The organism is Caulobacter sp. GW821-FHT10E02, assembly GCF_059415225.1.
On the sequence record NZ_JBWKMV010000001.1, the window covers coordinates 314,959 to 339,020 of the forward strand.

The 24,062-nt window shown below is 67.7% G+C and carries 28 protein-coding genes and 2 tRNA genes; 21 read left to right on the top strand and 9 right to left on the bottom strand.

Features of this window, described 5'->3' with window-relative positions; all coding sequences use genetic code 11:
- Positions 1–2 precede the first annotated feature (2 nt).
- Positions 3–701 (top strand): LamG-like jellyroll fold domain-containing protein, encoded by a 699-nt coding sequence (locus AC07NI_RS01435; RefSeq protein ID WP_494615213.1) that lies wholly within the window; start codon positions 3–5, stop codon positions 699–701.
- Here the strand turns inward: AC07NI_RS01435 and AC07NI_RS01440 are convergent.
- The 3 genes from AC07NI_RS01440 to AC07NI_RS01450 form a co-directional block, all read right to left on the bottom strand.
- Complete coding sequence (locus tag AC07NI_RS01440; protein WP_494615216.1) at positions 698–1,570, bottom strand: aldo/keto reductase; 873 nt, start codon at positions 1,568–1,570, stop codon at positions 698–700. The two genes, AC07NI_RS01435 and AC07NI_RS01440, sit on opposite strands and share 4 nt — an antisense overlap.
- A gap of 100 nt (positions 1,571–1,670) precedes the next feature.
- A tRNA-Val gene (locus AC07NI_RS01445) sits at positions 1,671–1,745 on the bottom strand.
- Between the two features lie 48 nt (positions 1,746–1,793).
- Positions 1,794–2,507, bottom strand: a complete 714-nt coding sequence (locus AC07NI_RS01450; RefSeq protein ID WP_494615219.1) for a phosphoglycolate phosphatase — start codon at positions 2,505–2,507, stop codon at positions 1,794–1,796.
- A gap of 68 nt (positions 2,508–2,575) precedes the next feature.
- On the opposite strand from AC07NI_RS01450, the gene glmU reads away from it, so the two are divergent.
- From glmU to AC07NI_RS01495, 9 genes are all read left to right on the top strand, one after another.
- Positions 2,576–3,961: a bifunctional UDP-N-acetylglucosamine diphosphorylase/glucosamine-1-phosphate N-acetyltransferase GlmU gene (glmU, locus tag AC07NI_RS01455; RefSeq protein ID WP_494615221.1), complete on the top strand. Its 1,386-nt coding sequence runs from the start codon at positions 2,576–2,578 to the stop codon at positions 3,959–3,961.
- Positions 3,958–4,641 carry a ribose-5-phosphate isomerase RpiA gene (rpiA, locus tag AC07NI_RS01460; RefSeq protein WP_494615223.1) on the top strand — a complete coding sequence of 228 codons (684 nt, stop codon included), beginning with the start codon at positions 3,958–3,960 and terminating at the stop codon, positions 4,639–4,641. The genes glmU and rpiA overlap by 4 nt, the downstream gene beginning before the upstream one ends.
- 44 nt (positions 4,642–4,685) lie before the next feature.
- Positions 4,686–6,086, top strand: a complete 1,401-nt coding sequence (gor, locus tag AC07NI_RS01465; protein WP_494615224.1) for a glutathione-disulfide reductase — start codon at positions 4,686–4,688, stop codon at positions 6,084–6,086.
- Positions 6,083–7,303 carry an O-antigen ligase family protein gene (locus AC07NI_RS01470; RefSeq protein ID WP_494615227.1) on the top strand — a complete coding sequence of 407 codons (1,221 nt, stop codon included), beginning with the start codon at positions 6,083–6,085 and terminating at the stop codon, positions 7,301–7,303. The genes gor and AC07NI_RS01470 overlap by 4 nt, the downstream gene beginning before the upstream one ends.
- Before the next feature lie 112 nt (positions 7,304–7,415).
- Positions 7,416–8,795, top strand: a complete 1,380-nt coding sequence (locus tag AC07NI_RS01475) for a class II 3-deoxy-7-phosphoheptulonate synthase (RefSeq protein ID WP_494615232.1) — start codon at positions 7,416–7,418, stop codon at positions 8,793–8,795.
- A gap of 135 nt (positions 8,796–8,930) precedes the next feature.
- Positions 8,931–10,721: a long-chain-acyl-CoA synthetase gene (locus AC07NI_RS01480; RefSeq protein ID WP_494615234.1), complete on the top strand. Its 1,791-nt coding sequence runs from the start codon at positions 8,931–8,933 to the stop codon at positions 10,719–10,721.
- A 69-nt stretch (positions 10,722–10,790) separates the two neighbouring features.
- A complete protein-coding gene (locus AC07NI_RS01485; protein WP_494615239.1) occupies positions 10,791–11,405 on the top strand; it encodes a hypothetical protein in 615 nt (204 codons plus the stop codon).
- Position 11,406: 1 nt separating this feature from the next.
- Positions 11,407–11,709, top strand: coding sequence for a winged helix-turn-helix domain-containing protein (locus tag AC07NI_RS01490; RefSeq protein WP_494615244.1), 303 nt, complete (start codon positions 11,407–11,409; stop codon positions 11,707–11,709).
- A 112-nt stretch (positions 11,710–11,821) separates the two neighbouring features.
- On the top strand, positions 11,822–12,637 hold the full coding sequence (locus AC07NI_RS01495) for an alpha/beta hydrolase (protein ID WP_494618205.1): 816 nt from the start codon (positions 11,822–11,824) through the stop codon (positions 12,635–12,637).
- Here the strand turns inward: AC07NI_RS01495 and AC07NI_RS01500 are convergent.
- Together AC07NI_RS01500 and AC07NI_RS01505 are read right to left on the bottom strand one after the other, a co-directional pair.
- Positions 12,634–13,536 (bottom strand): M23 family metallopeptidase, encoded by a 903-nt coding sequence (locus AC07NI_RS01500; protein WP_494615247.1) that lies wholly within the window; start codon positions 13,534–13,536, stop codon positions 12,634–12,636. The genes AC07NI_RS01495 and AC07NI_RS01500 overlap by 4 nt on opposite strands.
- A 2-nt stretch (positions 13,537–13,538) precedes the next feature.
- On the bottom strand, positions 13,539–14,204 hold the full coding sequence (locus AC07NI_RS01505; protein WP_494615255.1) for a hypothetical protein: 666 nt from the start codon (positions 14,202–14,204) through the stop codon (positions 13,539–13,541).
- A gap of 175 nt (positions 14,205–14,379) precedes the next feature.
- Here AC07NI_RS01505 and panD point away from each other — a divergent pair, with 175 nt between their 5' ends.
- Positions 14,380–14,736: an aspartate 1-decarboxylase gene (gene panD, locus AC07NI_RS01510; protein WP_099576484.1), complete on the top strand. Its 357-nt coding sequence runs from the start codon at positions 14,380–14,382 to the stop codon at positions 14,734–14,736.
- Between the two features lie 2 nt (positions 14,737–14,738).
- Positions 14,739–15,200, top strand: a complete 462-nt coding sequence (locus AC07NI_RS01515; protein ID WP_494615263.1) for a hypothetical protein — start codon at positions 14,739–14,741, stop codon at positions 15,198–15,200.
- 63 nt (positions 15,201–15,263) lie between these two features.
- On the opposite strand, the gene AC07NI_RS01520 is transcribed toward AC07NI_RS01515, so the two are convergent.
- On the bottom strand, positions 15,264–16,025 hold the full coding sequence (locus tag AC07NI_RS01520; RefSeq protein ID WP_494615268.1) for an SIMPL domain-containing protein: 762 nt from the start codon (positions 16,023–16,025) through the stop codon (positions 15,264–15,266).
- Positions 16,026–16,176: 151 nt separating this feature from the next.
- Between AC07NI_RS01520 and AC07NI_RS01525 the strand changes: the two genes are divergently transcribed.
- Positions 16,177–16,252: transfer RNA gene (locus tag AC07NI_RS01525), tRNA-Ile, on the top strand.
- A 74-nt stretch (positions 16,253–16,326) separates the two neighbouring features.
- Here AC07NI_RS01525 and AC07NI_RS01530 read toward each other — a convergent pair.
- Both AC07NI_RS01530 and AC07NI_RS01535 read right to left on the bottom strand, forming a co-directional pair.
- Complete coding sequence (locus AC07NI_RS01530) at positions 16,327–17,484, bottom strand: hypothetical protein (protein ID WP_494615273.1); 1,158 nt, start codon at positions 17,482–17,484, stop codon at positions 16,327–16,329.
- 135 nt (positions 17,485–17,619) lie between these two features.
- The gene (locus AC07NI_RS01535) at positions 17,620–18,756 is read right to left on the bottom strand and encodes a phosphatidylserine decarboxylase (RefSeq protein WP_494615279.1); all 1,137 of its coding nucleotides are present in this window, start codon (positions 18,754–18,756) and stop codon (positions 17,620–17,622) included.
- Between the two features lie 382 nt (positions 18,757–19,138).
- Between AC07NI_RS01535 and AC07NI_RS01540 the strand changes: the two genes are divergently transcribed.
- On the top strand, positions 19,139–19,264 hold the full coding sequence (locus tag AC07NI_RS01540) for a hypothetical protein (protein ID WP_494615283.1): 126 nt from the start codon (positions 19,139–19,141) through the stop codon (positions 19,262–19,264).
- A gap of 7 nt (positions 19,265–19,271) precedes the next feature.
- Here AC07NI_RS01540 and AC07NI_RS01545 read toward each other — a convergent pair whose 3' ends face one another.
- Positions 19,272–19,616, bottom strand: a complete 345-nt coding sequence (locus tag AC07NI_RS01545; protein WP_494615287.1) for a helix-turn-helix domain-containing protein — start codon at positions 19,614–19,616, stop codon at positions 19,272–19,274.
- Positions 19,617–19,797: 181 nt separating this feature from the next.
- Here AC07NI_RS01545 and AC07NI_RS01550 point away from each other — a divergent pair, with 181 nt between their 5' ends.
- From AC07NI_RS01550 to AC07NI_RS01580, 7 genes are all read left to right on the top strand, one after another.
- Positions 19,798–20,211 carry a hypothetical protein gene (locus tag AC07NI_RS01550; protein WP_494615292.1) on the top strand — a complete coding sequence of 138 codons (414 nt, stop codon included), beginning with the start codon at positions 19,798–19,800 and terminating at the stop codon, positions 20,209–20,211.
- Positions 20,208–20,423 (top strand): hypothetical protein, encoded by a 216-nt coding sequence (locus AC07NI_RS01555; RefSeq protein WP_494615297.1) that lies wholly within the window; start codon positions 20,208–20,210, stop codon positions 20,421–20,423. Before AC07NI_RS01550 ends, AC07NI_RS01555 begins: the two co-directional genes overlap by 4 nt.
- Before the next feature lie 10 nt (positions 20,424–20,433).
- On the top strand, positions 20,434–21,126 hold the full coding sequence (locus tag AC07NI_RS01560) for a hypothetical protein (RefSeq protein WP_494615300.1): 693 nt from the start codon (positions 20,434–20,436) through the stop codon (positions 21,124–21,126).
- 295 nt (positions 21,127–21,421) lie between these two features.
- Positions 21,422–21,826 (top strand): phage tail terminator-like protein, encoded by a 405-nt coding sequence (locus AC07NI_RS01565; protein ID WP_494615305.1) that lies wholly within the window; start codon positions 21,422–21,424, stop codon positions 21,824–21,826.
- Positions 21,827–21,921: 95 nt separating this feature from the next.
- Positions 21,922–23,136 (top strand): phage tail tube protein, encoded by a 1,215-nt coding sequence (locus AC07NI_RS01570; protein ID WP_494615310.1) that lies wholly within the window; start codon positions 21,922–21,924, stop codon positions 23,134–23,136.
- A 90-nt stretch (positions 23,137–23,226) separates the two neighbouring features.
- Entirely contained in the window at positions 23,227–23,670 is a 444-nt protein-coding gene (locus tag AC07NI_RS01575) for a hypothetical protein (RefSeq protein ID WP_494615314.1), read from the top strand.
- A complete protein-coding gene (locus AC07NI_RS01580; RefSeq protein WP_494615317.1) occupies positions 23,556–24,014 on the top strand; it encodes a phage tail assembly chaperone in 459 nt (152 codons plus the stop codon). Before AC07NI_RS01575 ends, AC07NI_RS01580 begins: the two co-directional genes overlap by 115 nt.
- Positions 24,015–24,062: the final 48 nt, after the last annotated feature.

Here is a 24,062-nt window from a genome sequence, read left to right on the forward strand (position 1 = left end):
TGATGGGCGGTTTCGGACGACGTGAAGTCCTGGTCGGCGGCGCCGCCCTTATGGCCGGCTGCGCGCACGCGGCGCCTCGGCGCGAGGAGCCCGGCCAGACCCGCTGGGTCTTCGACCGCCTGTCCAACATCGGCGGCGTGGAGACCTCGGTCGAGGGCGACCCGACCCTGGTCGACAGCCCCTATGGCAAGGCCGTGCAGTTCGACGGCGTCGACGATCGCCTGGTCATCGGCAAGCATCCGCTGGCCGGCATGGGCCAGTTTACCTTCGAGGCCCTGTTCCGTCCCGACGGCGGCGCGTTCGCCCAGCGCTGGTTCCACCTCAACGAGGAAGACCCGACGCCCGGCGCGCCGCCTTCGGTGACGCGCATCCTGTTCGAGATACGGGTCAAGGATGGCGCCTGGAGCCTGGACGCCTTCGTCACGGGGAACGGCTACAAGCAGACCCTGCTGTTCCTGGACAAGACCTTCCCGGTCGGCCCCTGGTACTGGGTGGCCCAGAGCTATGACGGCAAGACCTATCGCGCGTTCGTCAACGGCCAGCTGCAGGGCGAGGCCGATATCGCCTACACGCCGCAAGGCCAGGGCCGCAGCTCGATCGGTGCGCGCATGAACAAGGTCGACTACTTCAAGGGCGCGGTCCGCGAAGCGCGGTTCACCCCCAGGGCGCTGGCCCCGGAGGCGCTGCAGAAGACCCGCTAGGTCTCGGCGCGGGCCTGTTGGTCGAGGGCGGCGAAGTCCTCGTCCGACAGTTCCAGGGCCGCCGCTTGGGCGTTGTCGTCCAGGTGCGCGACCTTGCCGGTGCCAGGGATGGGCAGCATCACCGGACTGCGCTTCAGCACCCAGGCCAGGGCCACCTGGCTGGGCGTGGCGCCGGTCGCGTGCACGATGTGGTCCAGCGCAGTGCCCGGCCGAGCCAGGCTGCCCGATGCGAGCGGGTACCAAGGGATGAAGCCAATGTTCTTGGCCGTGCAGTGCTCCAGCACCGCCTCGCTCGAACGATCCGTCAGATTGTAGAGGTTCTGGACCGTGGCGACCGGGAAGTGGCGCTGCGCGGCCTCGATCTCCTCGACGCTGACCTGGCTGAGGCCGGCGTGACGGATCAGGCCTTCGCCGATCATCTCGGCGATGACGCCGAACTGCTCGTCGCGCGGGACCTTCGGGTCGATGCGGTGCAGCTGCCAGAGGGCGATCTGGTCCTGCTTGAGCCGGCGCAGGCTCATCATCACGCACTGGCGCAGATATTCCGGACGGCCGACCGGCGCCCAAACGCCAGGGCCGGGGCGCGTCAGGCCGCCCTTGGTGGCGATCACCATGTCGGGATAGGGCGCCAGCGCCTCGGCGATCAGGTCCTCGCTGACGAACGGGCCGTAGGAGTCGGCCGTGTCGATGAAGTTGATCCCCAGCTCCGGCAGCCGGCGCAGGACGGCGATGGCCTCGGCATGGTCGGCCGGCGGACCCCAGATGCCCGAACCCGTCACGCGCATGGCGCCGAAGCCCAGGCGGTGGACCTCGATCTCGCCGCCGATCCGGAAGACGCCGGACTTCGCGGCGATGTTCTCTTTGGCCATGTCGCTTTCCTGCCGATCAGGCGCGTGGATCACGCGCGGCGGCAGGCTACCGGAAGACAGGACGTCCGGTTTGAACAAATCGCATCGAGCTTGGAAGGAATGGTGGATGCTGCAGGGATTGAACCTGCGACCCCCTCGGTGTGAACGAGGTGCTCTCCCGCTGAGCTAAGCATCCGCCTTGTCGGTTCGGGCCGCGAGGGACCGATCCGCGAGAGGAGGGGGTCTATAATCTGGTGTTCGGCGCGGGGCAAGAGGCCAATAGCGACTTACAGGCCTGGGGCACGTCCAAAAAGCTGTGGATGACCAGATCGGCCCCCAGGGTGTCGACCGGATCCTCCGTGTAGCCGAACGAGACCAGCACGCTGGGGACCCCGGCGTTCTTGGCCCCGAGGGCGTCGTTGATGCTGTCGCCGATCATGACGGCGCGGGCAGGATCGCCGCCGACAGCGGCCACGGCGGCGGCCACGTGGCGGCCGTCGGGCTTCGGAGCTGGAGCCATGTCCGCGCCGATCACCGCGTCGAAGAACGGCGTCAGGCCGACGGCGTCCAGCAGGGCGACCGACAGGTTGGTCAGCTTGTTGGTGCAGACCACCAGCCTGGCGCCGGCGGCCTTCAGTTCGGTGAGCACCTCGACCACGCCGGGGAAGGGCGCGCTCTCGTCGGCGATGCGCTCCAGGTAGACGGCGATGAAGCGCTGGACCAGCGACGGGGCGTGCTCGGCGTCCATGGGCGCGCCGGCGGCGGCGAAGCCGCGCTCCAGCAGGGCCCGGGCTCCGCGCCCGACCATCAGCCGCACCTCGTCGAAGGGCAGGGGCGGCAGGGCCTCCTGCGCCAGGATGGTGTTCAACGCGCCGACCAGGTCGGGGGCGGTGTCGACCAGGGTTCCATCGAGATCGAAGGCGATGGTCGCCCCTTTGAGGTCATGAAGCTCGCTCATGGGTCTGGCCTTTCCGCCAATTGGGCGGCTAATGCAACGCTGGAAGCGTCCCAGGGAGTCGCCAGTCCATGACTGATTCCGTTTCGAGCCCATCACGTCCGCGCGCCGCCGTGATCCTGGCCGCCGGCCAGGGTACGCGGATGAAGTCGCCGACGCCCAAGGTGCTGCACAAGGTGGCCAACCGGACGCTGATGGACCTGGCCATCGACGCGGCCGAGGGCCTGAACTGCGAGCGGATCGTCGTCGTGGTCGGCGCGCACAGCCCGCAGGTCGGCGAGGCCGCCCGCAAGCGCCTCGGCCCGAACGCCACCGTCATCCAGGACCCGCCGCTGGGCACCGGCCACGCCGTGCTGGCCGCCCGCGATGCCCTGGCCGACTTCGACGGCGACGTGGTCGTCACCTATGCCGACTGCCCGCTGACCACCGCCGGGGTGATCGCGCCGCTGTTCGACCTGATGGCCAGCGGGACCGACGTCGCGGTTCTGGGCTTCGAGGCCGCCAACCCGACCGGCTATGGCCGCCTGATCCTCGCTCCAGGCCATGTGCTGCTGCGCATCGTCGAGGAGAAGGACGCCGATAGCGCCACCAAGCAGGTCAAGCACTGCAATTCCGGCGTGCTGGCCGCCGACCGCGCCACCCTGTTCAGCCTGCTGGCCGACGTCCGCAACGACAACAGCAAAGGCGAGTACTATCTCACCGACGTCGTCGGCCTGGCCCATGACCGCAAGCTCTCGACCCGCGCGGCCTTCGCGCCCGAGCCGGCGGTGCAGGGGGTGAACTCCCAGGCCGAGCTGGCCGCCGCCGAGGCCGTCTGGCAGCGCGGTCGCCGCAACGTCCTGTTGACCGAAGGCGTGACCATGCCCGCGCCCGAGACCGTCCACCTGTCGTGGGACACCAAGATCGCCGGCGGCGCGGTGGTCGAGCAGTTCGTGGTCTTCGGCCCCGGTGTCGATGTGGCGACGGGCGCGGTGATCAAGGCCTTCAGCCACCTGGAAGGCGCGACCGTGGGCGAGGGCGCTTTGATCGGTCCCTATGCCCGTCTGCGCCCGGGCGCCGAGATCGGTCCCGAGGCCCACATCGGCAACTTCGTCGAAGTGAAGAAGGTCAAGGTCGGCGCGGGCGCCAAGGCCAACCACCTCAGCTATCTGGGCGACGGCTCGGTCGGCGAGAAGGCCAACATTGGGGCCGGCACGATCTTCTGCAATTACGACGGCTTCGAGAAGTTCGAGACCCACGTCGGCAAGGGCGCCTTCATCGGCTCCAACAGCGCCCTGGTCGCGCCGGTGCGCATCGGCGACGGGGCGATGACGGGCTCGGGCTCGGTGATCACCAAGGACGTCGAGGACGGGGCCCTGGCCCTGACGCGTCCGGAACAGCAGACCAAGGCGGGCTGGGCGACGAAGTTCCGCGCCCTCAAGCAAGCCGCCAAGGACAAGAAGAAGGGCAACTCATGAGCGCCGACGACCAGAAGCGTATCTCGGGCGAAGCCGCCGCCGAACTCGTCGAGAGCGGCATGGTGGTGGGCCTGGGCACCGGCTCGACGGCCGCCTGGTTCGTCAAGGCGCTGGCGGCGCGCGGCCTGAAGGACATCCGGGGCGTGCCGACGTCCGAGGCCACCGCCACCCTGGCCCGCGAGCTGGGCATCCCGCTGGCGGCGCTGGACGACGTCAAGACCATCGACCTGACCGTGGACGGCGCCGACGAGGTCGGTCCGGGCCTCAGCCTGATCAAGGGCGGCGGCGCGGCCCTGCTGCGCGAGAAGCTGGTCTGGGAAGCCTCCAGCCGCTGCGTCGTGATCGCCGACGCCGCCAAGAAGGTCGACGTGCTGGGCAAGTTCCCGCTGCCGATCGAGGTGGTCCGCTTCGGCCACGTCCACACCAGCTGGCGTCTGGCCGACATCGCCGCCGAGTTCGACTTGCCGCCGCCGCGCCTGCGCCAGGCCGATCGCGGCATGGTGGTCACCGACGGCGGCAACCTGATCTACGACATGGCCTCGGGCGCGATCACCGATCCGACGGCCCTGGCCGCGGCCCTGAAGAGCGTCACCGGCGTGGTCGATCACGGTCTGTTCCTCGATCTGGCCGATGAAGCTCTCATCGGCACGGACGAGGGTGTGGTGCGCCTCGTTCCCTGACGTCCTACATAAGCCGCCAAAGCTAGAGCTATCCGGAGGCCATCGTGGCTGACTACGACTTCGATCTCTTCGTCATCGGCGCCGGCTCGGGCGGCGTGCGGGCGGCGCGCCTGGCCGCCATGAGCGGCGCCAAGGTCGCCGTGGCCGAGGAGTACCGGGTCGGCGGCACCTGCGTGATCCGCGGCTGCGTGCCCAAGAAGTTCATGGTCTATGCCAGCGAGGTCACCAGCCAGCTGAAGACGGCCCAGGGCTATGGCTGGACCATCGAGGGCGCCAAGTTCGACTGGAAGGGCTTCATCCACGACAAGGACGTCGAGATCGCCCGCCTGTCGGGCATCTACGTCACCAACCTGCAGAAGGCCGGCGCCAACCTGCTGCACGGCCGCGCCCAGATCATCGACGCCCACACCGTCGAGGTGCTGCCCAAGGAGGGCAGCAAGGACGCCGGGACCTACACCGCCAAGAAGATCCTGGTCGCCACGGGCGGCCGCCCGGTGAAGCCGGACTTCCCGGGCGCACAGTTCGGCATCACCTCGGATGAGGCCTTCCACATCCCGAAGCTCCCCAAGAGCATCATGGTCGTCGGCGGCGGCTACATCGCCGTCGAGTTCGCCGGCATCTTCGCCGGCCTCGGCGTGCAGACGACGCTGCTCTATCGCGGGGCCAACATCCTGCGGGGCTTCGACGACGACGTCCGCTCGCACCTGGCCGACGAGCTGGGCAAGAAGGGCATCAAGGTGGTGCTGGGCTGCTCGCACACCAGCATCGAGAAGCAGGAAGACGGCACGCTGCTCAGCACCCTGACCAGCGACCTGACCTTCGAGACCGAGGCGGTGATGTTCGCCACCGGCCGTGAGCCCTATGTCCAGGGCCTTGGCCTGGAAAAGGCCGGGGTGAAGTTGAACGACAAGGGCGCGATCGCCGTCGACGCGCACTCCAAGACCAATGTCCCCAGCATCTGGGCTGTCGGCGACGTCACTGACCGCATCAACCTGACGCCGGTGGCCATCCGCGAAGGCGCGGCCTTCGCCCAGACCGAGTTCTACAACAACCCGACCACCTTCGATCACGAGCTGGTCGCCTCGGCGGTGTTCAGCCAGCCGCCGGTCGGTTCGGTCGGCATGACCGAGGCCGAAGCTCGCCATGAATTCGGAACGGTCGATATCTACCGCTCGGTGTTCCGTCCGATGAAGGTCACCTTCTACGGCGGCCAGGATCGCTGCCTGATGAAGCTGGTGGTCAAGCAGGACGACCAGAAGGTGGTCGGCGTCCACGTGGTGGGCCCAGACTCGCCAGAGATCATCCAGATGGCCGCCATCGCCGTGAAGATGGGCGTGACCAAGGCGCAGTGGGATTCCACCTGCGCGGTTCACCCGACCCTGGCCGAGGAACTGGTCACGATGCGCGAGAAGTACGTGCCGGTCGAAGTCGGCGGGGTTGGATGACGCTGGCGACAGCTGAACATCGTACGCGTTGGCTGGGCGCCATCGCCGTCTTCCTGATGGTGATGACGCCGCTGATCGGCTACCTGGCGCCGCTCGGCTTCGCGCCGCTGCTGGCCCTGGTCGGGCTGCTGGCCACGCCGGGGCTGGCGCGCTCGCGCCCGTCGCTGCTGCCGATGTACGCCCTGATGCTGATGGTGCTGTGGGCGCTGGTCAGCCTGCATTGGAGTCCGGCCGCGCCGGCCCTGTCGGCGTTGAAGCGCGACAAGGACGTCGGCGCCTTCACCGCCCTGAAGCTGGTGCTGCAACTGGGGCTCTACGGCACGGCCGTCGCCACGCTCGGGACCCTGTCGCAGCGCTCGGCGCGTCTGGCCGGGCGGGTGATGCTGTTCGGCATGATCGCCCTGGCCGCGCTGACCTTCGTCGACGCCGCGATGCAGGCCAAGATCTACCAGGCGATCCGCGCCGCGACCCACGACCCCATCCGGCCGGACTTCGCGGTCGTGAAGGTGTCGCTGCCGGTCTATCCGCTGGTGCTGCTGTTCTGGCCCTGCGTGCGTCTGCTGGACGCCTGGGGCTTCCGGGGCCGCAACGTGCTGATCGCGACCATGGCGTTGATGATCCTGGCCGCATCGCACTTCACCAGCGCTGACGCCTCGGGCGCGGCCTTCCTGATGGCCGGCCTGGCCTGGCTGGGCACGCGGATCATCGGCAAGCCGTTCGTGCGCGGCATGATCCCGGCGGTCTCGACCCTGTTCATCTTCGCCCCGATCGTGGTGCTGTGGGGCGTGCGCTCGGGCCTGTTCGCCTGGCTGCATCAGCTGGCGCCGCCGTCCTGGGACGCGCGCCTGAACATCTGGGCCTTCGCCGCCAACCAGATCACCGAACATGCCCTGCGTGGCTGGGGCATCGACGCCAGCCGGACCTTCGGCAACGCCATCCCGCTGCACACCCACAACGCGGCCCTGCAGCTTTGGCTGGAGCTGGGCGCGCTGGGCGCGGCGCTGGCGGCGGCGTTCTTCGCCTGGGTGCTGTACCGGATCGTGGCCTGGACCGGCGAGAACCGCCGCGACGGGGCCATGGCCGCCGCGACCCTGACCGCGTACGTGATGATCGGCGGTTTGAGCTTCGGCGTCTGGCAGGAGTGGTGGCTGGCCCTGGGCGTCATCGCCGCCATCGGCTGCCTGATCGCGCAAAAATCGAGCGCCGCACCGCGTTAGCGCGACTACGACTTTTCTCAGCTTGGCGGATCGACGGTGTTCAGCCGCACGATTTTGCCTTTTAGTTCCTTTCGCGGTATCTACGCCGCCCTTTCAGTTATCGAGCCGCCTCATGACCGCCCGCTGGACCCCCGCCGCCTGGAGAGCCAAGCCCGCCAAGCACATGCCCACGGATTATCCGGACATGGGCGCGGTCGAGCGGGTCGAGCAGACGCTTCGCCAGATGCCGCCGCTGGTGTTCGCCGGCGAGGCGCGTCGTCTGAAGAGCCTGCTGGGCGACGTTGCCGAGGGCCGTGCGTTCCTGCTGCAAGGCGGCGACTGCGCCGAGAGCTTCAAGGAATTCCACGCGGACAACATCCGCGACACCTTCCGCCTGATCCTGCAGATGGCGGTGGTGCTGACCTTCGCCGGTGGCAAGCCGGTGGTGAAGGTGGGCCGCATCGCCGGCCAGTTCGCCAAGCCGCGCTCCGAGCCGGTCGAGACGATCGGTGACGAGACCCTGCCGTCCTATCGCGGCGACATCATCAACGGCATGGACTTCACGGCCGAAGAGCGCGTGCCGGATCCGGACCGCCTGCTGAAGGCCTATGGCCAGTCGGCCTCGACCCTGAACCTGCTGCGGGCCTTCGCCAACGGCGGCTATGCCGACCTGCACAACATCCACCGCTGGACCCTGGGTTTCGTCGGCGACAGCCCGCAGGGCGCGCGCTACCGCGAGCTGTCGGACAAGATCACCGAGAGCCTGGCCTTCATGGCCGCGATCGGCGTCACGCCGCAGAGCCATCCGGGCATGCATCAGGTGGAGTTCTTCACCAGCCACGAGGCCCTGCTGCTGGGCTTCGAGGAAGCCATGACCCGCGTCGATAGCACCTCGGGCGACTGGTACGACACCAGCGCTCACCTGCTGTGGATCGGCGAGCGCACCCGCCAGCTGGACGGGGCGCACATCGAATTCATGAAGGGCGTGAAGAACCCGATCGGCCTGAAGTGCGGCCCGACCATGGAGGGCGACGACCTCCTGCGCCTGATCGACGTGCTGAACCCCAACAACGAACCGGGCCGCCTGACGCTGTACGGCCGCTTCGGCTCGGACAAGATCGCCGACCGCCTGCCGCGCCTGATGAAGGCCACCAAGTCGGCCGGCCGTTCGGTGGTCTGGGCCACCGACCCGATGCACGGCAACACGCTGAAGGCCTCGACCGGCTACAAGACCCGTCCGTTCGACCGCATCCTGTCGGAAGTGAAGAGCTTCGTGGAGATTGCCCAATCCGAAGGCGTCCACCCGGGCGGCGTCCACCTAGAGATGACCGGCCAGAACGTCACCGAATGCCTGGGCGGCGCCCGCGCGGTCTCGGAGACGGACCTCGCCGACCGCTACCACACGCACTGCGATCCGCGCCTGAACGGTGAGCAGGCGCTGGAGCTGGCGTTCTTGGTGGCCGAAAAGCTGAAATCAGCCCGCGACGACCAGCGTCGTCTGGCTGCCGGCTGACGATCAACCGTTGAAGCGGCGATCCTGAGTGATCGCTGTTCAGGTTGAGCGAACATTGAAAGGTTTGCGATGCAGCGCGCGGCGGCTTGACCCGTCGCGCGGCGCTCTCCAATGGTTGTTTGAAGGGAGAGCCGAATGCGTTTGCGTCAGAAGATCAAGCGGGAAATCCGTTTTTTGAAGGGGCTTTCCCGGACGCTGAAGCGCGTGAAGTCGATCGCTCCCGACAGTCCCAACCTGATCTGTGACGACCTCGAAGCCGCGGTGGACAAGTGGCGCGATCGCCAGGCCATCACCTTCGAAGGCAAGTCGGTCACCTATGCCGAGCTGGACGCCATCGCCAACCGCTACGCCCACTGGGCCAAGGGGCAGGGGATCACGAAGGGCCAGACGGTGGCGTTGTTCATGCCCAATCGCCTGGAATATCTGGCGATCTGGTACGGCCTGACCAAGGTCGGCGTGGCCACGGCCCTGATCAACAACCAGCTGACCGGCGCGGCCCTGGCGCACTGCCTGAACATCTCCCAGGCCCTGCACTGCATCGTCGATCCCGAGACCTCGCCCTGCTTCGAGGACGTGAAGGGCCAGCTGGAGCGCCACATGCACCAGTGGGTGCTGGGCCCGGCGGCCGGCGAGCAGCGCGACCTGGTCAAGGCGCTGAAGAGCTGCAGCCAGCTGCGTCCCGACCGCGAGACGGCCCGCGACGGCATCGTGGCCAAGGACACCGCGCTCTACATCTTCACCAGCGGCACCACGGGCCTGCCCAAGGCCGCGCGCATCACCCACATGCGCGCCCAGCTCTACATGCGCGGTTTCGCGGGCTCGACGGGCTCGAAGGAGACCGATCGGATCTATGTGACCCTGCCGCTGTACCACGCCACCGGCGGCCTCTGCGCCATGGGCGCGGGCCTGCTGAACGGCGGCGCGATCGTGCTGCGCAAGAAGTTCTCGGCCACCCATTTCTGGCCCGAGATCGTCGCCGAGAACTGCACGATGTTCGTCTATATCGGCGAGCTGTGCCGCTACCTGGCCAACCAGCCCGAACACGAGCTGGAGCGCGCCCACAAGATCCGCATGATCTTCGGCAACGGCCTGCGTCCGGACGTCTGGAACGACATGCTGGACCGCTTCAAGGTCGGGGACGTGCTGGAGTTCTACGGCGCGACCGAGGGCAACGTCTCGCTGTTCAACTTCGACGGCAAGCGCGGCGCAATCGGCCGGATCCCGGGCTATCTGAAGAAGAAGTTCAACATCCGGATCGTCAAGTTCGACGTCGAGACCGAGACGCCGATCCGCAGCGCCAACGGCTGCTGCATCGAGGTCGCGCCCGGCGAGGTCGGCGAATGCATCGGCCATATCGGCGCCGACGCCCGCTCGAACTACACCGGCTATGCCGACAAGGCCGCGACCGAGAAGAAGATCCTGCACGACGTCTTCGCCAAGGGCGACGCCTGGTTCCGCACCGGCGACCTGATGAAGGTCGACGGCGACGGCTACATCTATTTCATCGACCGCATCGGCGACACCTTCCGCTGGAAGGGCGAGAACGTCGCCACCAGCGAGGTGTCCGAACGCATCGCCAGCTTCGAGGGCGTGCAGGAAGTCAATGTCTACGGGGTCAAGGTCGGCGACCTGGACGGCAAGGCCGGCATGGCCGCGCTGGTCGTGGAAGACGGCTTCGACATCGAGGCCTTCGGCAAGCATGTCGACGAGCAGCTGCCCAGCTATGCCCGCCCGATCTTCGTGCGCCTGCAGCAGCAGATCGAGACCACCGGCACCTTCAAGTACCGCAAGATCGACCTGGTCAACGAGGGCTTCGACCCGGCCAAGACCAAGGACCCGCTGTACTTCCGCGATCCGGCCAAGGGCTATGTGAAGATCACCAAGGCCTTGCACGCGAAGATCGAGAGCGGGGCTTTCAAGCTCTAGGCTGGCAAGCTCTAGTCGCTCGGCGCTTTAAGTCGCAAAGTGGCGAGGCTCGTCCTTGGAGGATTCGCCATGACCGACGACGTGAAGGCCATCCGCGACGATCTCGCCTTCCTGCGCGCCCTGGCCGAGGACGGCGCCCGCACGCCGCTGCTGGGCGGCTCGCTGCTGGCCGCGGCCGGCGGCTGCTACGGGACGGCCAGCCTGGTGCAGTGGCTGGTGCTGACCGATGTCGTCGACGTTCCGAAGATGTGGCTGTTCGGGCTGTGGGCGCTCACTGTCGCGGTCCACCTGGCGATCCAGGGCGTGCTGATCGGCAAGGTCGCCAAGCGGCCCGGCGCGGAGTCCTCGGCCAACCGCACCTATCACGAGGTATGGACCGGCGTCGGCATCGGCTGCTTCGTGTTGTTCGCGGCCTTGGGCGTGGCCAGCTGGAAGGCCCAGACCGGGCTGCTGATCGGCTTCGCGCCCTCGATCATCCTGGTGCTGTACGGCGCGGCCTGGTGGGTGGCGGCCAGCGTGTCGAAGCTGGCCTGGATCCGGCTGGTGGCCATGGCCTCGTTCGCGGCGGCGATTGGCATGGGCCTGCTGATCGGCTCGACCAGCGTCTGGCTGGCCTATGCCGCCGCGCTCTACCTACTGGCCTTGGTCCCGGGCCTAGCCCTCTCGCGCCGGTCGGCCGGCTGACGTGGACGACTTCGAGATCGATCGCCTGGACGAGGTGATCCACGGCCGCGTGCGGCTGGGGATCATGGCCTTCCTGTCCAGCGCCGGCAGCGCCGACTTCAACACCTTGAAGGCGAGGCTGTCGCTGACCGACGGCAACCTGTCGGTCCATCTGCGCAAGCTGGAAGAGGCGGGTTACGTGGCTATCGACAAGAGCTTCGTCGGCCGAAAGCCCCTGACCCGTGTGGCGCTCAGCGACGCCGGTCGCGCGGCCTTCGCCGGCTATCTCGACGCCATCGCCAAGCTGGTCGAAGGCCGCCCGTGAGCGTCCAAGGCCCTGGCGCGTTCGTAGCTCTGGCGGACAACGAAGGCGGAGGCGCGGCGTGGCGGGAACAGCGGTGACGAGACGTGTGGGCTTGGCCGCCCTAGTCGCGGCGATGACGTCGGCCTGCTCGCCGCTGTCGCTGTTCGCGACCTTCACGCCCAAGGACGCCGCCAAGGTCGAGGACAAGGGCGCGCGCTATGCCGACGGACCGCGCGGCGGCGTCGACGTCTACGCCCCGCCAGTCGCCCACGGTCCCGCGCCGGTGGCGATCTTCTTCTACGGCGGCTCGTGGGACAGCGGCCGGCGTCAGGACTATGGCTGGGCCGCTCGGGCCATCGCCGCGCAGGGGTTCCTGGCCTTGGTCCCGGACTATCGGCTGTATCCGGAGGTCCGTTATCCGAGCTTCATCGATGACGGCGCACAGGCCGTGCGCTGGGCAGTCGATCACGCCGCCGCGCTGGGCGGCGATCCCAGCCGCATCGTCCTGATCGGCCACTCGGCGGGCGCCTACAACGCCGCCATGCTGGCCCTGGACCCTCGCTACCTAGCGGCCGCCGGTGTGAAGCCGGGAACGATCAAAGCGTTCGCCGGCTTGTCAGGGCCCTACGCCTTCCTGCCGCTGGACGGTCCGATCACGCGCCAGACCTTCGGCGAGACGAGCGATCTGGAGGCGACCCAGCCGACCCTCTACGCCCGCGCCGATGCGCCGCCAGCCTTCCTGGCCACCGGCGACAAGGACACCACGGTCCGTCCGCGCAACACCCGCAAGCTGGCGGCTGCCTTGCGCGACAAGGGCGCCAAGGTCGAGGAGCGGCACTATGAGGGCCTGGACCACGCCGGCACGGTGCTGGCCCTGTCGCGGCCGTTCCGCGGTAAGTCGACCCTGTTCGCCGACATGGTCGCCTTCCTCAAGTCGGCCGTCGGCTAGCTCCCGCAGGCCTGGCCGTTCAGCTTGCGCTGATAGGCCTCGGCCAGGCTCAGATAGGGCGGCAGGAAGGTCTGTAGCGCCACGGCCTTGCCGTCGGTGGTCGTGCCCGTCACCCCGGCCCGCAGCTCGAAATGCAGGTGGATGGTCGTGGGCGTGCCGCCGAAGTCGTTCGACACCTTGCCCAGCTTCTGGCCCTTGGCGACCTGGTCGCCTTCCTTCACCGCCAGGGTCGACATCTGCATGTGCAGGTAGCGGTAGGTGTAGTGCGGCTGGGCCTTGGCGATCAGCGTGACGGTGTAGGTGCCGATATCGGAGATCACGCCGGCCTCGGCGGCCACGGCCCAGTGCTCGTTCTTCTTGCAGGTGGCCGGGCGGATGTCCTGACCCTGGTGACCCGTGCCGGCCCCCGCGCACAGCGGATTGGCGCGCGAGCGGGCCTCGCAGAAGGTGTCATGCCACGGCAGGCTGTAGTTCAGCGTGTCGCACTGGCTGGGCTTGCCCGCCGGACCCATGCCGCCGCCGGGACCATAGACCTGCGAGTTGGGGAAGCCTGCCTCGGCCAGCGGCCAGCACATGTTTGGCGACCACACCGTGCGGTCCAGGTAGCCCGGACCCTGGCCGGTTGGGATCGCACCCGCCGGTGCGTGGTCGAAGGTCGCCGGTGAAGGCGCGGGCGGCTCGGCCGGTTGCGGCGCGGGATCGGGGCTGGGTGGCACCGGCTCGCTGGACGGCTGCTCGGCCCCGCCGTCGGCCGGCGTGTCGTCGGGCTGGGGCGGACCCGGTTCGGGCGAGGGCGGCTTGGGCGCCTCGCCTTGGGGCTTGGGCTTGGTGGTGTCGTCGCAGGCGGTCAGCGGCGCCGTGGCCAGCAGAGCGATCAGCAGGAGCGGGGAGAAGCGCATGGTCAGCCTCCCAGCCCTGCGGCTTCCCGCGCGGCCTTGCCCATCACCACGGCCGTGGTCTTGCCGACCAGGCCCAGCACGTAGTTGTCGTCGGCGCAGCGCGGATCGCCGGCCGAGTCGCAGCGGATCTCCACGGTGTAGAGCACCCCGTAGCGCACGAAGCTGGCCAACTGGCCGTCGACCGTGCGCTGGACCGTCAGCATCTCCGGCCCGGTCTCGATCTTCAGCGGCTTGGACGCCGGCATCGGCACCGTCGCGGTCGTGCCGCTCAGCGAGACCCTGCCGCCGGCCGTGTTGCTGGTGATCGTGTAGTAGTCGCCGAAGCTGTAGATCCGCGCCCCGGCGGTCAGCTTGGCGTCCTGCGGCAATAGGATCGGCACGGCGGTCTGGTCGACCTGCTCGCGGTTCAGATTGGTCGCCAGGCTCTCGCCGACATTGGCCGACTGGCGCAGGCCGCCGACGGCGCCTTGCCAGTCCACCCGACTACGCGGACGCGCCACGAGGGCGGCGATCCCAGGGCGGACAGCCGCCGTCCCGGGGATCGGCGCGCCGGTCGCATCCCGTGTCTGGGCCTTGCCGGTCGAGATCCAGGTCGCCCCCGCGACCATGGCCGCGGCGACGGCTCCCGCCATCACCCACCATCGTCCATAACGCATGGTATCCCCCACAGAACCGCGTTCTGCGAAACCCTAGCGTGAAAAGGTGGCGCTGTTAACCATTAGTCCCATGCTGCGGTGCGATTGAACGCGCACGGGTTCGTGTCTATATGGCTTGACCTCTTTCCGGGCCTTGTGTGTGGCGGCCCTGAAAACATCATTAGTTCAAAGGGATAGTTCCCCCGCCATGCTGCTCACCATGCTCAAGGCCAAGCTGCACCGCGCCACGGTGACCCAGGCCGACCTCGACTACGAAGGCTCGATCGCCATCGACCGCGACCTGCTGGACGCCTCGGGCATCCTGCCGAACGAGCAGGTCGACGTGCTGAACATCACCAACGGCGCCCGCTTCACCACCTACGCCATCGAGGCCCCGCGCGGCTCGAAGGTGATCGGCGTCAACGGCGCCGCCGCTCGCCTGGTGCAGAAGAACGACCTGGTGATCGTCGTCACCTACTGCCAGATGGCCGCGGAAGAGGCGCGCAACTACGCCCCGACCGTCGTGCTGCTGGACGAAGGCAACCTGATCAAGAAGGCGGCCTGAGCATGAAGCGCCTGGCGCTCGTTGTTCTCGCCGCCGCCGGCCTGTCGGCCTGTTCGCCCAAGCTGCCGCAAGGCGTGGACGAGACGGCCCTGACCCAGGCGGTCGGCAAGTCGATCGGCTCGCCCTCGACCTGCGTGGTGATCGCCGACGCGGCGGGCAAGCTGGTCTGGCGGGCCGGCGGCTACATCACCTGTTCGCGCAACCTGCCGTCCTGTGACGGCGCGCAGACCACGGCCGAGACGCTGCTGAAGGCCAATCTGGGCAAGCCGGCCCGGTTCATCAGCTGCGCCAGCGGCGGGCCCAACGGCGCCACGGTCGGCTGGTCCATCGGTCCGGTGCCGACCGGCGAAGGCAAGTCGCCGCGCGGCCTGACCTATGTCGCGGTCATGGAAGGCGAAAAGGCTCTGCCGGGCCTGGAGATCCAGGATCGCGTGGAGCACGCCTTCAAGAAGGCCGGCTTCTAGAGACATCAAAGCCGCCGCCGGGATCCCGGCGGCGGCTTTTTCGTGCGCGCTAGCTCCGTGCGCTTACTTGGCGGCTTCGTACGTCGCGCTGACGTCGATGCGGACCTTCAGTTCACCGGCCGCGATGCTGGTCGAGTCGGCCATCTCGCGCTTGGCCATGGCGAACATCGGCATCGGCGCGACCGGAGGCTGGTAGCCGCCGCCTTCGCTCAGATTGACCAGACGCACGGCCTTGTAGCCGGTGGCGCGGCCATAGAGCTCGGCCTTGGCCTGCAGGGCCTTCACGGCCTCCAGACGGGCGGCGTCCTCGGCGGCCTGTGGATTGGTGAGGCCGAAGCTGATGCCGTTGACGGTGTTGGCGCCGGCGCCGACCGTGGCGTCCACCGTCGCGCCCAGCTTGGCCAGGTCGCGGACCGTGATCGTCACTTGGTTCGAGGCCTGGTAACCGGTCAGCTTAGGGGGCTGGTTCTGCTCGTAGGCATATTGGGCGTTGAGGTTCAGGTTCGAGGTCTGGACGTCGCGCTCGGCGATCCCGGCCTTCTTCAGCGCGGCCATCACCTGGTTCATGCGCGTCCCGTTGGCCTTCAGCGCCTCGCCGGCGGTGGCGGCCTCGGTCTGCACGCCCAGGGTGATGGTGGCCATGTCCGGCGCCACGCGGGTCTCGCCATAGGCCGACAGGCTGAAGGTCGTGGCCTTGAAGGCCGAGTCGGCGCTGGTCTGAGCCAGGGCCGGGGCGGCGGCGCCCATCAGCACCGCGCCGCCGATCAGGGCGGCCAAAGCCGAGGTGTGGACGATCGAAGGCAGGCGGCGAGCGGTGTTGGTCATCGTTCTTTTCTCCAGGACCGTCCGGGGCAGGGAAAGCGCCGCCGGACAGCTATGGGTTCCTTGGTGACAGCCCCAACCTGAACCGGAGCTTTAAGCCGCGTTCGGCTCATGTTATTCGCCGGCTCTCGCATACGCTCACACGTATCCGCGCGGGCCTGTAGCTCAATGGTTAGAGCCGACCGCTCATAACGGTCTGGTTGGGGGTTCGAGTCCCTCCGGGCCTACCAACTTCCCTTATAAGATTGAAAAACCTGGGTGATCGCCCGGCTTTCCGAGCGGGCGATCACCCTTCGTGTCGGTGTTATCCGCCGAAGATGAAGTCGGCTTTGTAGTAGCCCCAGCCGGCGGCGAGGAGGTTGACCTGGAATGGCGCGGAGCCGTCCGACAGGTCCATGAGCCAGGCATCATTCGATTTTGCGATGATGCCGACATTCTCGGTGGCCGCCGCGGCCAGGAGGAAGCCCACCATCGCCGCCTTGGTGCCGATGCCGTTCGCGCCGTCGCCGCCGTAGGAGGCCAGATAGTCCACGCGCGTGTCGATTAGGCTGTGGACCTTGGCGTCGGTCGGCGTCCCACCGAAGATTTCCTTGTAGGCTTGCTTGGTGGCGTCGAAGAGGCTCAGGGAGCCGTAGGTCTTCGCGAAGCTGTCCTTGGCCTCGCCGTTCTTGCCGAGATTGACCGCGAAATTGATGTAGCGGTTCACGGTGTCGAACTGGGCGTAGTAGGCGCTGTTCAAGTTGTTGGCGTTGCCGCCGGTCGGCGAAACGAGGAAGTCGATGCCGACCTTCGTTGGAACCTGGCCCGTGAAGAACTGGTAGCTCATGGACGCCACGGACGTCGTGGAATCCGCGAGCTGAATGATCTTGCTCACCGCGGTGGTGAACGTGATCGTCCCGGCGCTGTACTCGTTCGAGATGGTCTGACCGCCCGTGCCGCCCCGCAGGATCGAGGTCAGCGCCGTGCTGAGGCCTTGAGCGGGCGGAGGGTTTTGAGGATTCTGAGGAACGCCGTCGTTGCGGTCATTGGCGCCGTAGTCGGCGACCCCGGAGAGGGCGTACGACCCGGTCGTGGTGACGTACTGATAGTAGATGGAAAGCTTGTATTGGCCGGTATAGTCGGGCTTGAAATCGATGATGGAGTCGGTCGGATAGCTGTCGTACAGCCCGATATCGTCCCCATCGGTGAAGACCAGGAGATATCCATAAGCATCGTAGACCGCGATGGAGACTTGATAGCTTCCGGTGGCGACGAAGGTATAGCTCGAGCCGGCCGTAAGATTGACGTTGATATAGTCGATAACCTCGCCCGACGTGAACTGGCCGGAGATCGTGCCGATGGCGTCGTATACGGTGCCCTTGGGGTCGTATGTGAAGGAGAGATTTGCGTCCGGGAAGTTCCAAGACGAAAGTCCGACGGTGGCCGCGGCATCACCTGCGGTCCAGAACTGATTCCTAGGCATCGTAAGCTCCCCTTGCCGCCCCCAAAGCGGTCTCAAGCTAGTGGCAACTAAGCTCGACCTTAGCGGCTTCTCGCCGTGCGCCGCAACTCAACGTGCGCCCGGGATGGGGAAGAGGATCACTACGAATTTGCCGTCTCACACCACGGGATAGGCGTCCGCGATCTTCACGCCCGTCTTGTAGTGGACGTTCGGCTGGGCGACGAAGCTGACGTTACTCTTGGCCTCGAACAGCACGATGATGTCCGAGCCGCCGAACTGGAAGTAGGACAGTTCCTCGCCCTTGCGGACGGTGACGCCGACCTCGGCGGTGACGATCACCGACGAGACCTGGCACATGCCGATCGGCAGCACGGCGACCAGGCCGATCGGGGTGTCCAGCACGATCAGGCCGCGGGCCTGGGCGAATTGGTAGCCGGCCGCGTCCGGGGCGTCGAAGGCGCGCAGGGGCTTGAGCTTGTGCACGCCGCTCTGGCCGTCGACGGGCTCGGCGACGACCTCCAGATAGACCTGGCCGGGGATGACGCGGGCCTCCAGCACCGTGCCGCCGACCGGGGCGTGCTGGCGGTGGTAGTCGTTGGGACCCAGGAAGGCGTGCATGAACATGCCGTTCTTGAAGCGGTCCTTGTAGGGGCTGCCCTCCATCAGCTCCTCGATCTTCCAGTGCAGGTTCTTGACCGTCACGTGGCTGTCGGTGCGGATCTCCCACTGGCCGGCGAAGGTGGAGTCGGCGGGCGAGACGATGACCCGCTGGTCGGCGATCGCCGCCACCGGCCGGTAGCCCGGCTTGAAGTTGCGGGCGAAGAACTGGTTGAAGGTCTTCCAGCCGCCGTGCGGCTCGATGTAGTCGCCCAGATTGTAGTTCGGCGACTTGCGGAAGGTCTCCAGCGACTGCGGCGTCAGGGATTCCGGCGTGTCGAGGAAGGCGCCCAGGCTGTCGGCGTATTCGACCAGCCAGGCCGACAGCGGCGTCAGCGGCGGGGCCTTGTCGCGCGGGACGACCTTGTTCTGCAGCTCGATCACCGCCCCCTGGTCCAGCACGAAGTAGAACTTGCAGAGCTTGTTGTAGACCTCGCGACCGGGCTCGTTCTCGCTAGGAACCCAGCGCAGGAAGTCGTTGATGAAGACGTAGTAGCTCTCGAGGTCCTTCAGGTCGGCCAGCTGCGGGATGTTCCATGCGCGAGCCTGGGCGACGGCCTTCTCGAACCGCGCCTCCCAGCCGTTGTCCTTGATCAGCTTCTGCAGCTTCGCGACGACGGGATGCCATTTGCTCATCGTCTGTCCTCCAACGGGATGGGTGCGGGGTGGCTCTCTATTCGTGTATCGATCCAAATAACTTGTTATAGTTGTATATCTTTAGAGTTCGCGCGTAAAGCGTGCGACGGGGTGCGCCGATGATTTGCATTCCACGCAAATGGCGATGCGCCGTGAAAATTTGCTTTCAGTGCAAAAATTAACACACGTCAGACTCGGACGTATGCGCCGCCGCGACCGATCGACTCACGCCGTGGAGGCGTGCAGAGTAGGGGTGTTGAAGGCGGAGGTTGTCGTGTTCTCGGTAACGCGTTTCTGCGTGCAGGCCTTCGGAAGGCGGAGCGGAACGCTCGCGCCGACCGAGGTCAGGGAGTGCTATTTCGAGGAGGATGCGCGGCGTGAGATGGAGGTCCTGGCCCGGCGATCGTCGGGCGTGGCGCTGTATCGCGTACGCGGTGAGCCACTGTCGGGCCTCTGGGGCAGGCCGCTGCTGATCGCGCGCCGGGGCGAGATCCTGGCGCTGGACTAGATGGAAATTATCCCACCTTCTTAAGGGTTTGACCGATCTCGACCAGTTGCAGCCGCTGAACGGGCTGGAGCTGGTCCCAGATCGACCAGATCGCTTCGGACGCCGCCGGATCGCGCATAATCAGGTCGGCCGGCTCGCAGCGATAGATGGTGGCCAGGGCTTCCAGCAGGTCCTGCGAATAGCCGGTCTCGCCGCGCTCGACGCGCGACAGCTGAGCTAGCGAATAGGGATAGCCGACCTCGAGCTCCAGGCGTTCGACCGCCTGTTCCAGGTTCATGTCGCGGTGCTTGCGCCAGGCGCGGATGAAGGTCTTCGCGCGCCGCTGCGCCTTGGCCTGCCGGTCGGGTGTCATGCAAATCCCACGGAGGAGCGAAAGGGGGAATGTCCAGCCATTAAACACAGAATTTGCTTGCCATGCAAATTTGTATTTGGTACAAATTGGATATTCCGGAAGTTCCGCCTCGGCGACGCGAGCCAGGCGGCTTCCGCACCAGATCCCCCAATCCATCGGCTCCAGCCGCAGGAAGCTTCAGATGATTCCGATCCACGCGACCGGTCAGGCCGGTCATGCGCCTTTCCACGCCTATACCGCGCGCCGCACCGAGTCCGATCGCCGGCCGCCGCGCGCCATCCTCACCGGCCTGCTGATGGGCGACCCGCGCCCCGACCGCTACGCCCTGTCCGAGGCGATCCGCACCCGCCTGTTCGGCGTCCTGCCGGACGAGCCCGTCGTGCCGGCCAAGGTGCTGGCGGTGCTGGAGGCCCTGGCCGACGGCCCGCTGACCCTGGCGGACCTCGCCGACGAGATGGCCGTCAGCCTGTCGGCCGGCAGTGATCGCGCCCAGGCTGGACGCTTGCTGGGCCTGGTCGAGCGTATCGGCGGCCGCCCGTGCCGGATCAGCCTGACGGCCGCCGGCCAGGCCGTTCTGGCGGACCAGGGCGGGTGAGCTCGCTGCAGGACGAGGTCGCCGAGGGCGCCGTCGACCAGGCCGTCCGCGCCTGCGGGCCGCGCAAGCCGATGCTGTGCGCGATCATCCGCGCCGCCGGCCGGATGCTGGCCGAGAGCGACGGTCACGACTTCGTCGCCCAGGTCTGCGCCGGCGAGGCCCGCCGCCATGCCTTGGCGCAGAACCGACGCGGCGTCCGCTCCGGGCGCTGAACATTCGAAAGTGAGAAGGGGACCTGTCATTTCCGTCCAAGTCATCCGGCCGGAAGGCCTGACCTCGACCGAGCTCGCCGACCTGGCCCGGGCCGATCGCGCCGCGGCCCTGGCGATCAGCCCGGCCGCCCGTCAAGCGGCGCGTGAGACCGTGCTGCGCATCGCCGGCGCCCAGTTGGCGCGGACCGAGCAGGGCGACATCGCCGCCGGCCTGGTCGAGACCGTCGCCCTGGCCCGGTCGCGGGGCGAGGCCGTCGAGACAGGCGAGGGGCCCTTGCGGATCTCCAGCCGAGACGGCCTGCGCAGCCTTCGCCAGTCCGGCCATATCACCGACGCCCACTACGCCGTCGGGCTGCTGTACCGCGCCGGCTTCGAGGCAAGGGGGCGTGACTTGCGCGCCGCCAGCCTGGAGCCCGGCCACGGCGGCGGCCACGACAACGACCGCTTCGTGGCCGCTCGCCTGCGCCGCGCCCGGATGCTGGACTTCGTGGCCCGCGCCGACCGCGCCGTGGCCATGGCCCTGTCCGACAAGCCCATGGGCCTGCGCCTGCTGCGCGCCGTGGCGGGCGAAGGGACCAGCCTGTCGGTCTGGGGCGCGGGCCGCGCCTTCACGCGTAACCGTGAAGTGTTGGTCGAGGCGCTGGACCTGCTCGTGGCCCTGGCCAAGCAGATCTCGCGCGATCGCAAAAACAAGAACATTTAGCGAACAAATAGATTGACCGGCGGGAAGGTAGAAGGTTTAATCAGATCATTCTCGGAGATGCGCCTTCAGCGGCGACCTTGATCTCCGAAGACTGAACCCCAGACCTTCCAGTCCTCAAAGGCGCCGCGCGATCGACTTCGCGGCGGGTCCTTCCTCCACGATCCCGCCCTTCCTTCGGAGGGCGGGGTCTTCGTCTCGCCTCCACAGGGACACTCCACATGATCCTCGCCCCCGTCCCCGGAAGCCTGCGGGCTTTCGGATCGCCTCCGCGCGTCTCGACCCCGGCGGCGCGCCGATGAGCGTCCTGAAGATCCGCGCGGCGCTGGAGACGGCGCTGGCCGCCATGAGCCCCGCCCTGGCCACGGCTTGGGAGAACACCGCCTACACGCCGACGGCGGGCACGCCATACCAGCGCGTCTCGATGCTGTTCGCCGAGCCGGTCAACGCCGAGTACGGCGCCAGCGGCCAGCAAGGCGGGATGTTCGTTGTCGGCCTGTGCTGGCCGCAAGGCTCGGGCATGGCCGACATCGGCGCGCGCATCGAACTGCTCCGGGCGACCTTCCGTCGTGGCTCGGCCTTCACGGCCGACGGCCTGACCACCACGGTCGCCCGCACCCCTCTCATCCTGGCCCCGGTGCTGGAGGGCGACCGCTACGTCGTGCCCGTCCAGGTCCCGTTCCTGGCCACGATCACCAGCTGACGGCGGTTTCCGCCCGAAGGGACGACCCCCAGAGCGTCTTCTTGGGGGTCTCGTCCAACCTCCACCCATCCCGATAACTTCACGGAGCAGATCCCATGGCAGTCGCCCAGGGCATCAACAAGAAGACCGTCTACAAGAAGCAGACCGGCCTCGGCGCGCCGGCCAACGGTTCGGGCGGCCAGATCGTCCGCCGCACCAGCTCGGTGTTCCAGGCCCCGCCGGACACCTTCGAAAGCAACGAGATCGTCAGCCACCAGCAGTCGACGGGCGTCGGCCTGGGCGTCGCCAAGCCGGCCGGCAAGATCGACGGCCTGCTGTCGCCGGGCAGCTATGGCGCGCTGCTGGGCTCGCTGCTGCGCAAGGACATGGCGGCCGGCGTCTCGGCCACCGGCGCCACGATCAGCGTCGCCGCCTCGGGCCAGAACTGGACCCTGACCCGCGCCGCCGGCTCGTACCTTACCGACGGCTTCAAGGTCGGTGACGTCGTCCGCCTGACCGCCGGCGCGTTCAACGCCCTGAACACCCAGAAGAACCTGCTGATCGTCACCCTGGCGACCAACGTGGCCACGGTGCGGGTGATCAACGGCTCGGCCATGTTCGCCGAGACCAACATCGCCAGCGCCACGGTCGCCGTCACCGGCAAGAAGTCGCTGGTGCCGCTGTCGGCCCACACCAACGACTACTACACCTTCGAGGAGTGGTATCCGGACCTGGGCCGCTCGGAAACCTATGGCGACCAGCAGATCGGCCAGGCCGCGCTGAACCTGCCGGCCACCGGCAACGCCACGATCAGCCTGGACACCGTCGGCCGCACCCGCACCCTGGGCGCCGCCCAGGTGCTGACCTCGCCCACGGCCGAGACGACCACCGACATCCTGACGGCGGTCAACGGCGTGATCCTGGTCAACGGCGCGGCCGTGGCCAACGTCACCGGCGCCCAGGTGACCATCAACGGCAACGCCGCCCACAGCGACGCCGTGGTGGGCTCGAACGTGGTGGACGACATCCAGCGCGGCCGCATCGCCGTGTCGGGCTCGTTCACCGCCAAGTTCGACAGCGTCACCCTGCAGAGCATCTTCGACGGCCGCTCGACCACCTCGCTGGTGCTGGCGGTGACCGAGGACGCCACGGCCAACGCCGACTTCGTGGTCATCAACCTGCCGATGATCAAGCTGACCGGCGACACCCCGGACGACGGCGAGAAGGCCATCATCCGCACCTATCCGTTCACGGCCCAGATCAACGGCGCCGGCGGCGCGGCCCTGGCCACCGACCAGACCATCATCGCGATCCAGGACAGCGCCGCCTAACCGGCGCGCTCGTCCCTCTCTCCCGAAGTCCCTCCCTCAACTTAGCGGCCGGGTCGCGCCCGGCCGTCCTTTTCCAAGGACCTGAAAGACATGACCAAGACCTCGATCGACACCCTGTTCGACCTGAATGATCTCGACGCCGTCGCCGCTGGCGACACGCCGTTCGAGGTCGAATACGTCCGCGCCGACGGCTCGGGCTCCGGCGTCTTCCTGCTGGTGCTGGGCGGCCAGTCCGAGAAGGTGCAGGGCGAGGTCAACCGCCTCGTCAACGACCGCCGCAAGAAGCAGGCGGTGGCCGCCGCCATGACCGGCCGGTCCAATCCCGACAAGGCCGACTTCACGCCGATCGAGGACGACATCGCCTTCGGTCACCGCCTGACCGCCGTCCGCCTGGTCGGCTGGCGCGGCATCAAGCAGGAGTGGTCGGCCGACAACGCCTTCCGCCTGGTCAGCCGCAATTCCGAGATCGCCGAGCAGGTCACCACGGCCTCGAACACCCTCGGAAATTTTATGCCGGGCAAGTCGGCGGCCTGATCGCCTACGCCCGCGAGCAGTTCGAGCTCGCCGCGCGCCAGGACGACGGCGAGCCGCTGCGGACCCACCTCGAAAGCCTGGCCCGTCAGGGCGAGGCCGAAGCGTCCTGGCGGCTCGCCAACCCGCCGCCGCTGTCGCCGCACGTGGCCCACCTGTGGAGCTGGTACGCCGACCTCTGCCAGACCCGCCAGTCCGGCGGCTTTGGCCCCTCGCGCCTCTCGCGCCTGGAGATCCAGGCCTGGGAGCGTGACGAGGGCCTGCGGCTGGACCTCTGGGAACGCCGCGCGCTCCTGGCCCTCGACGCCGAACACCTTCTGACGATGACGGCCCCCACGAAGGGCTGACCACCAACCGGGCTGCGCCCTCGCAAGGAGGCGCGGCCCGAATTTTTT

Bases quoted from the DNA above. Each gene is read 5' to 3' on its own strand.
- AC07NI_RS01435 (WP_494615213.1), top strand. From the start codon at position 3: ATGGGCGGTTTCGGACGACGTGAAGTCCTGGTCGGCGGCGCCGCCCTT.
- AC07NI_RS01440 (WP_494615216.1), bottom strand. From the start codon at position 1,570: ATGGCCAAAGAGAACATCGCCGCGAAGTCCGGCGTCTTCCGGATCGGC.
- AC07NI_RS01450 (WP_494615219.1), bottom strand. From the start codon at position 2,507: ATGAGCGAGCTTCATGACCTCAAAGGGGCGACCATCGCCTTCGATCTC.
- glmU (WP_494615221.1), top strand. From the start codon at position 2,576: ATGACTGATTCCGTTTCGAGCCCATCACGTCCGCGCGCCGCCGTGATC.
- rpiA (WP_494615223.1), top strand. From the start codon at position 3,958: ATGAGCGCCGACGACCAGAAGCGTATCTCGGGCGAAGCCGCCGCCGAA.
- AC07NI_RS01470 (WP_494615227.1), top strand. From the start codon at position 6,083: ATGACGCTGGCGACAGCTGAACATCGTACGCGTTGGCTGGGCGCCATC.
- AC07NI_RS01475 (WP_494615232.1), top strand. From the start codon at position 7,416: ATGACCGCCCGCTGGACCCCCGCCGCCTGGAGAGCCAAGCCCGCCAAG.
- AC07NI_RS01480 (WP_494615234.1), top strand. From the start codon at position 8,931: ATGCGTTTGCGTCAGAAGATCAAGCGGGAAATCCGTTTTTTGAAGGGG.
- AC07NI_RS01485 (WP_494615239.1), top strand. From the start codon at position 10,791: ATGACCGACGACGTGAAGGCCATCCGCGACGATCTCGCCTTCCTGCGC.
- AC07NI_RS01495 (WP_494618205.1), top strand. From the start codon at position 11,822: ATGACGTCGGCCTGCTCGCCGCTGTCGCTGTTCGCGACCTTCACGCCC.
- AC07NI_RS01500 (WP_494615247.1), bottom strand. From the start codon at position 13,536: ATGCGCTTCTCCCCGCTCCTGCTGATCGCTCTGCTGGCCACGGCGCCG.
- panD (WP_099576484.1), top strand. From the start codon at position 14,380: ATGCTGCTCACCATGCTCAAGGCCAAGCTGCACCGCGCCACGGTGACC.
- AC07NI_RS01515 (WP_494615263.1), top strand. From the start codon at position 14,739: ATGAAGCGCCTGGCGCTCGTTGTTCTCGCCGCCGCCGGCCTGTCGGCC.
- AC07NI_RS01520 (WP_494615268.1), bottom strand. From the start codon at position 16,025: ATGACCAACACCGCTCGCCGCCTGCCTTCGATCGTCCACACCTCGGCT.
- AC07NI_RS01530 (WP_494615273.1), bottom strand. From the start codon at position 17,484: ATGCCTAGGAATCAGTTCTGGACCGCAGGTGATGCCGCGGCCACCGTC.
- AC07NI_RS01535 (WP_494615279.1), bottom strand. From the start codon at position 18,756: ATGAGCAAATGGCATCCCGTCGTCGCGAAGCTGCAGAAGCTGATCAAG.
- AC07NI_RS01540 (WP_494615283.1), top strand. From the start codon at position 19,139: ATGGAGGTCCTGGCCCGGCGATCGTCGGGCGTGGCGCTGTATCGCGTA.
- AC07NI_RS01545 (WP_494615287.1), bottom strand. From the start codon at position 19,616: ATGACACCCGACCGGCAGGCCAAGGCGCAGCGGCGCGCGAAGACCTTC.
- AC07NI_RS01550 (WP_494615292.1), top strand. From the start codon at position 19,798: ATGATTCCGATCCACGCGACCGGTCAGGCCGGTCATGCGCCTTTCCAC.
- AC07NI_RS01565 (WP_494615305.1), top strand. From the start codon at position 21,422: ATGAGCGTCCTGAAGATCCGCGCGGCGCTGGAGACGGCGCTGGCCGCC.
- AC07NI_RS01570 (WP_494615310.1), top strand. From the start codon at position 21,922: ATGGCAGTCGCCCAGGGCATCAACAAGAAGACCGTCTACAAGAAGCAG.
- AC07NI_RS01575 (WP_494615314.1), top strand. From the start codon at position 23,227: ATGACCAAGACCTCGATCGACACCCTGTTCGACCTGAATGATCTCGAC.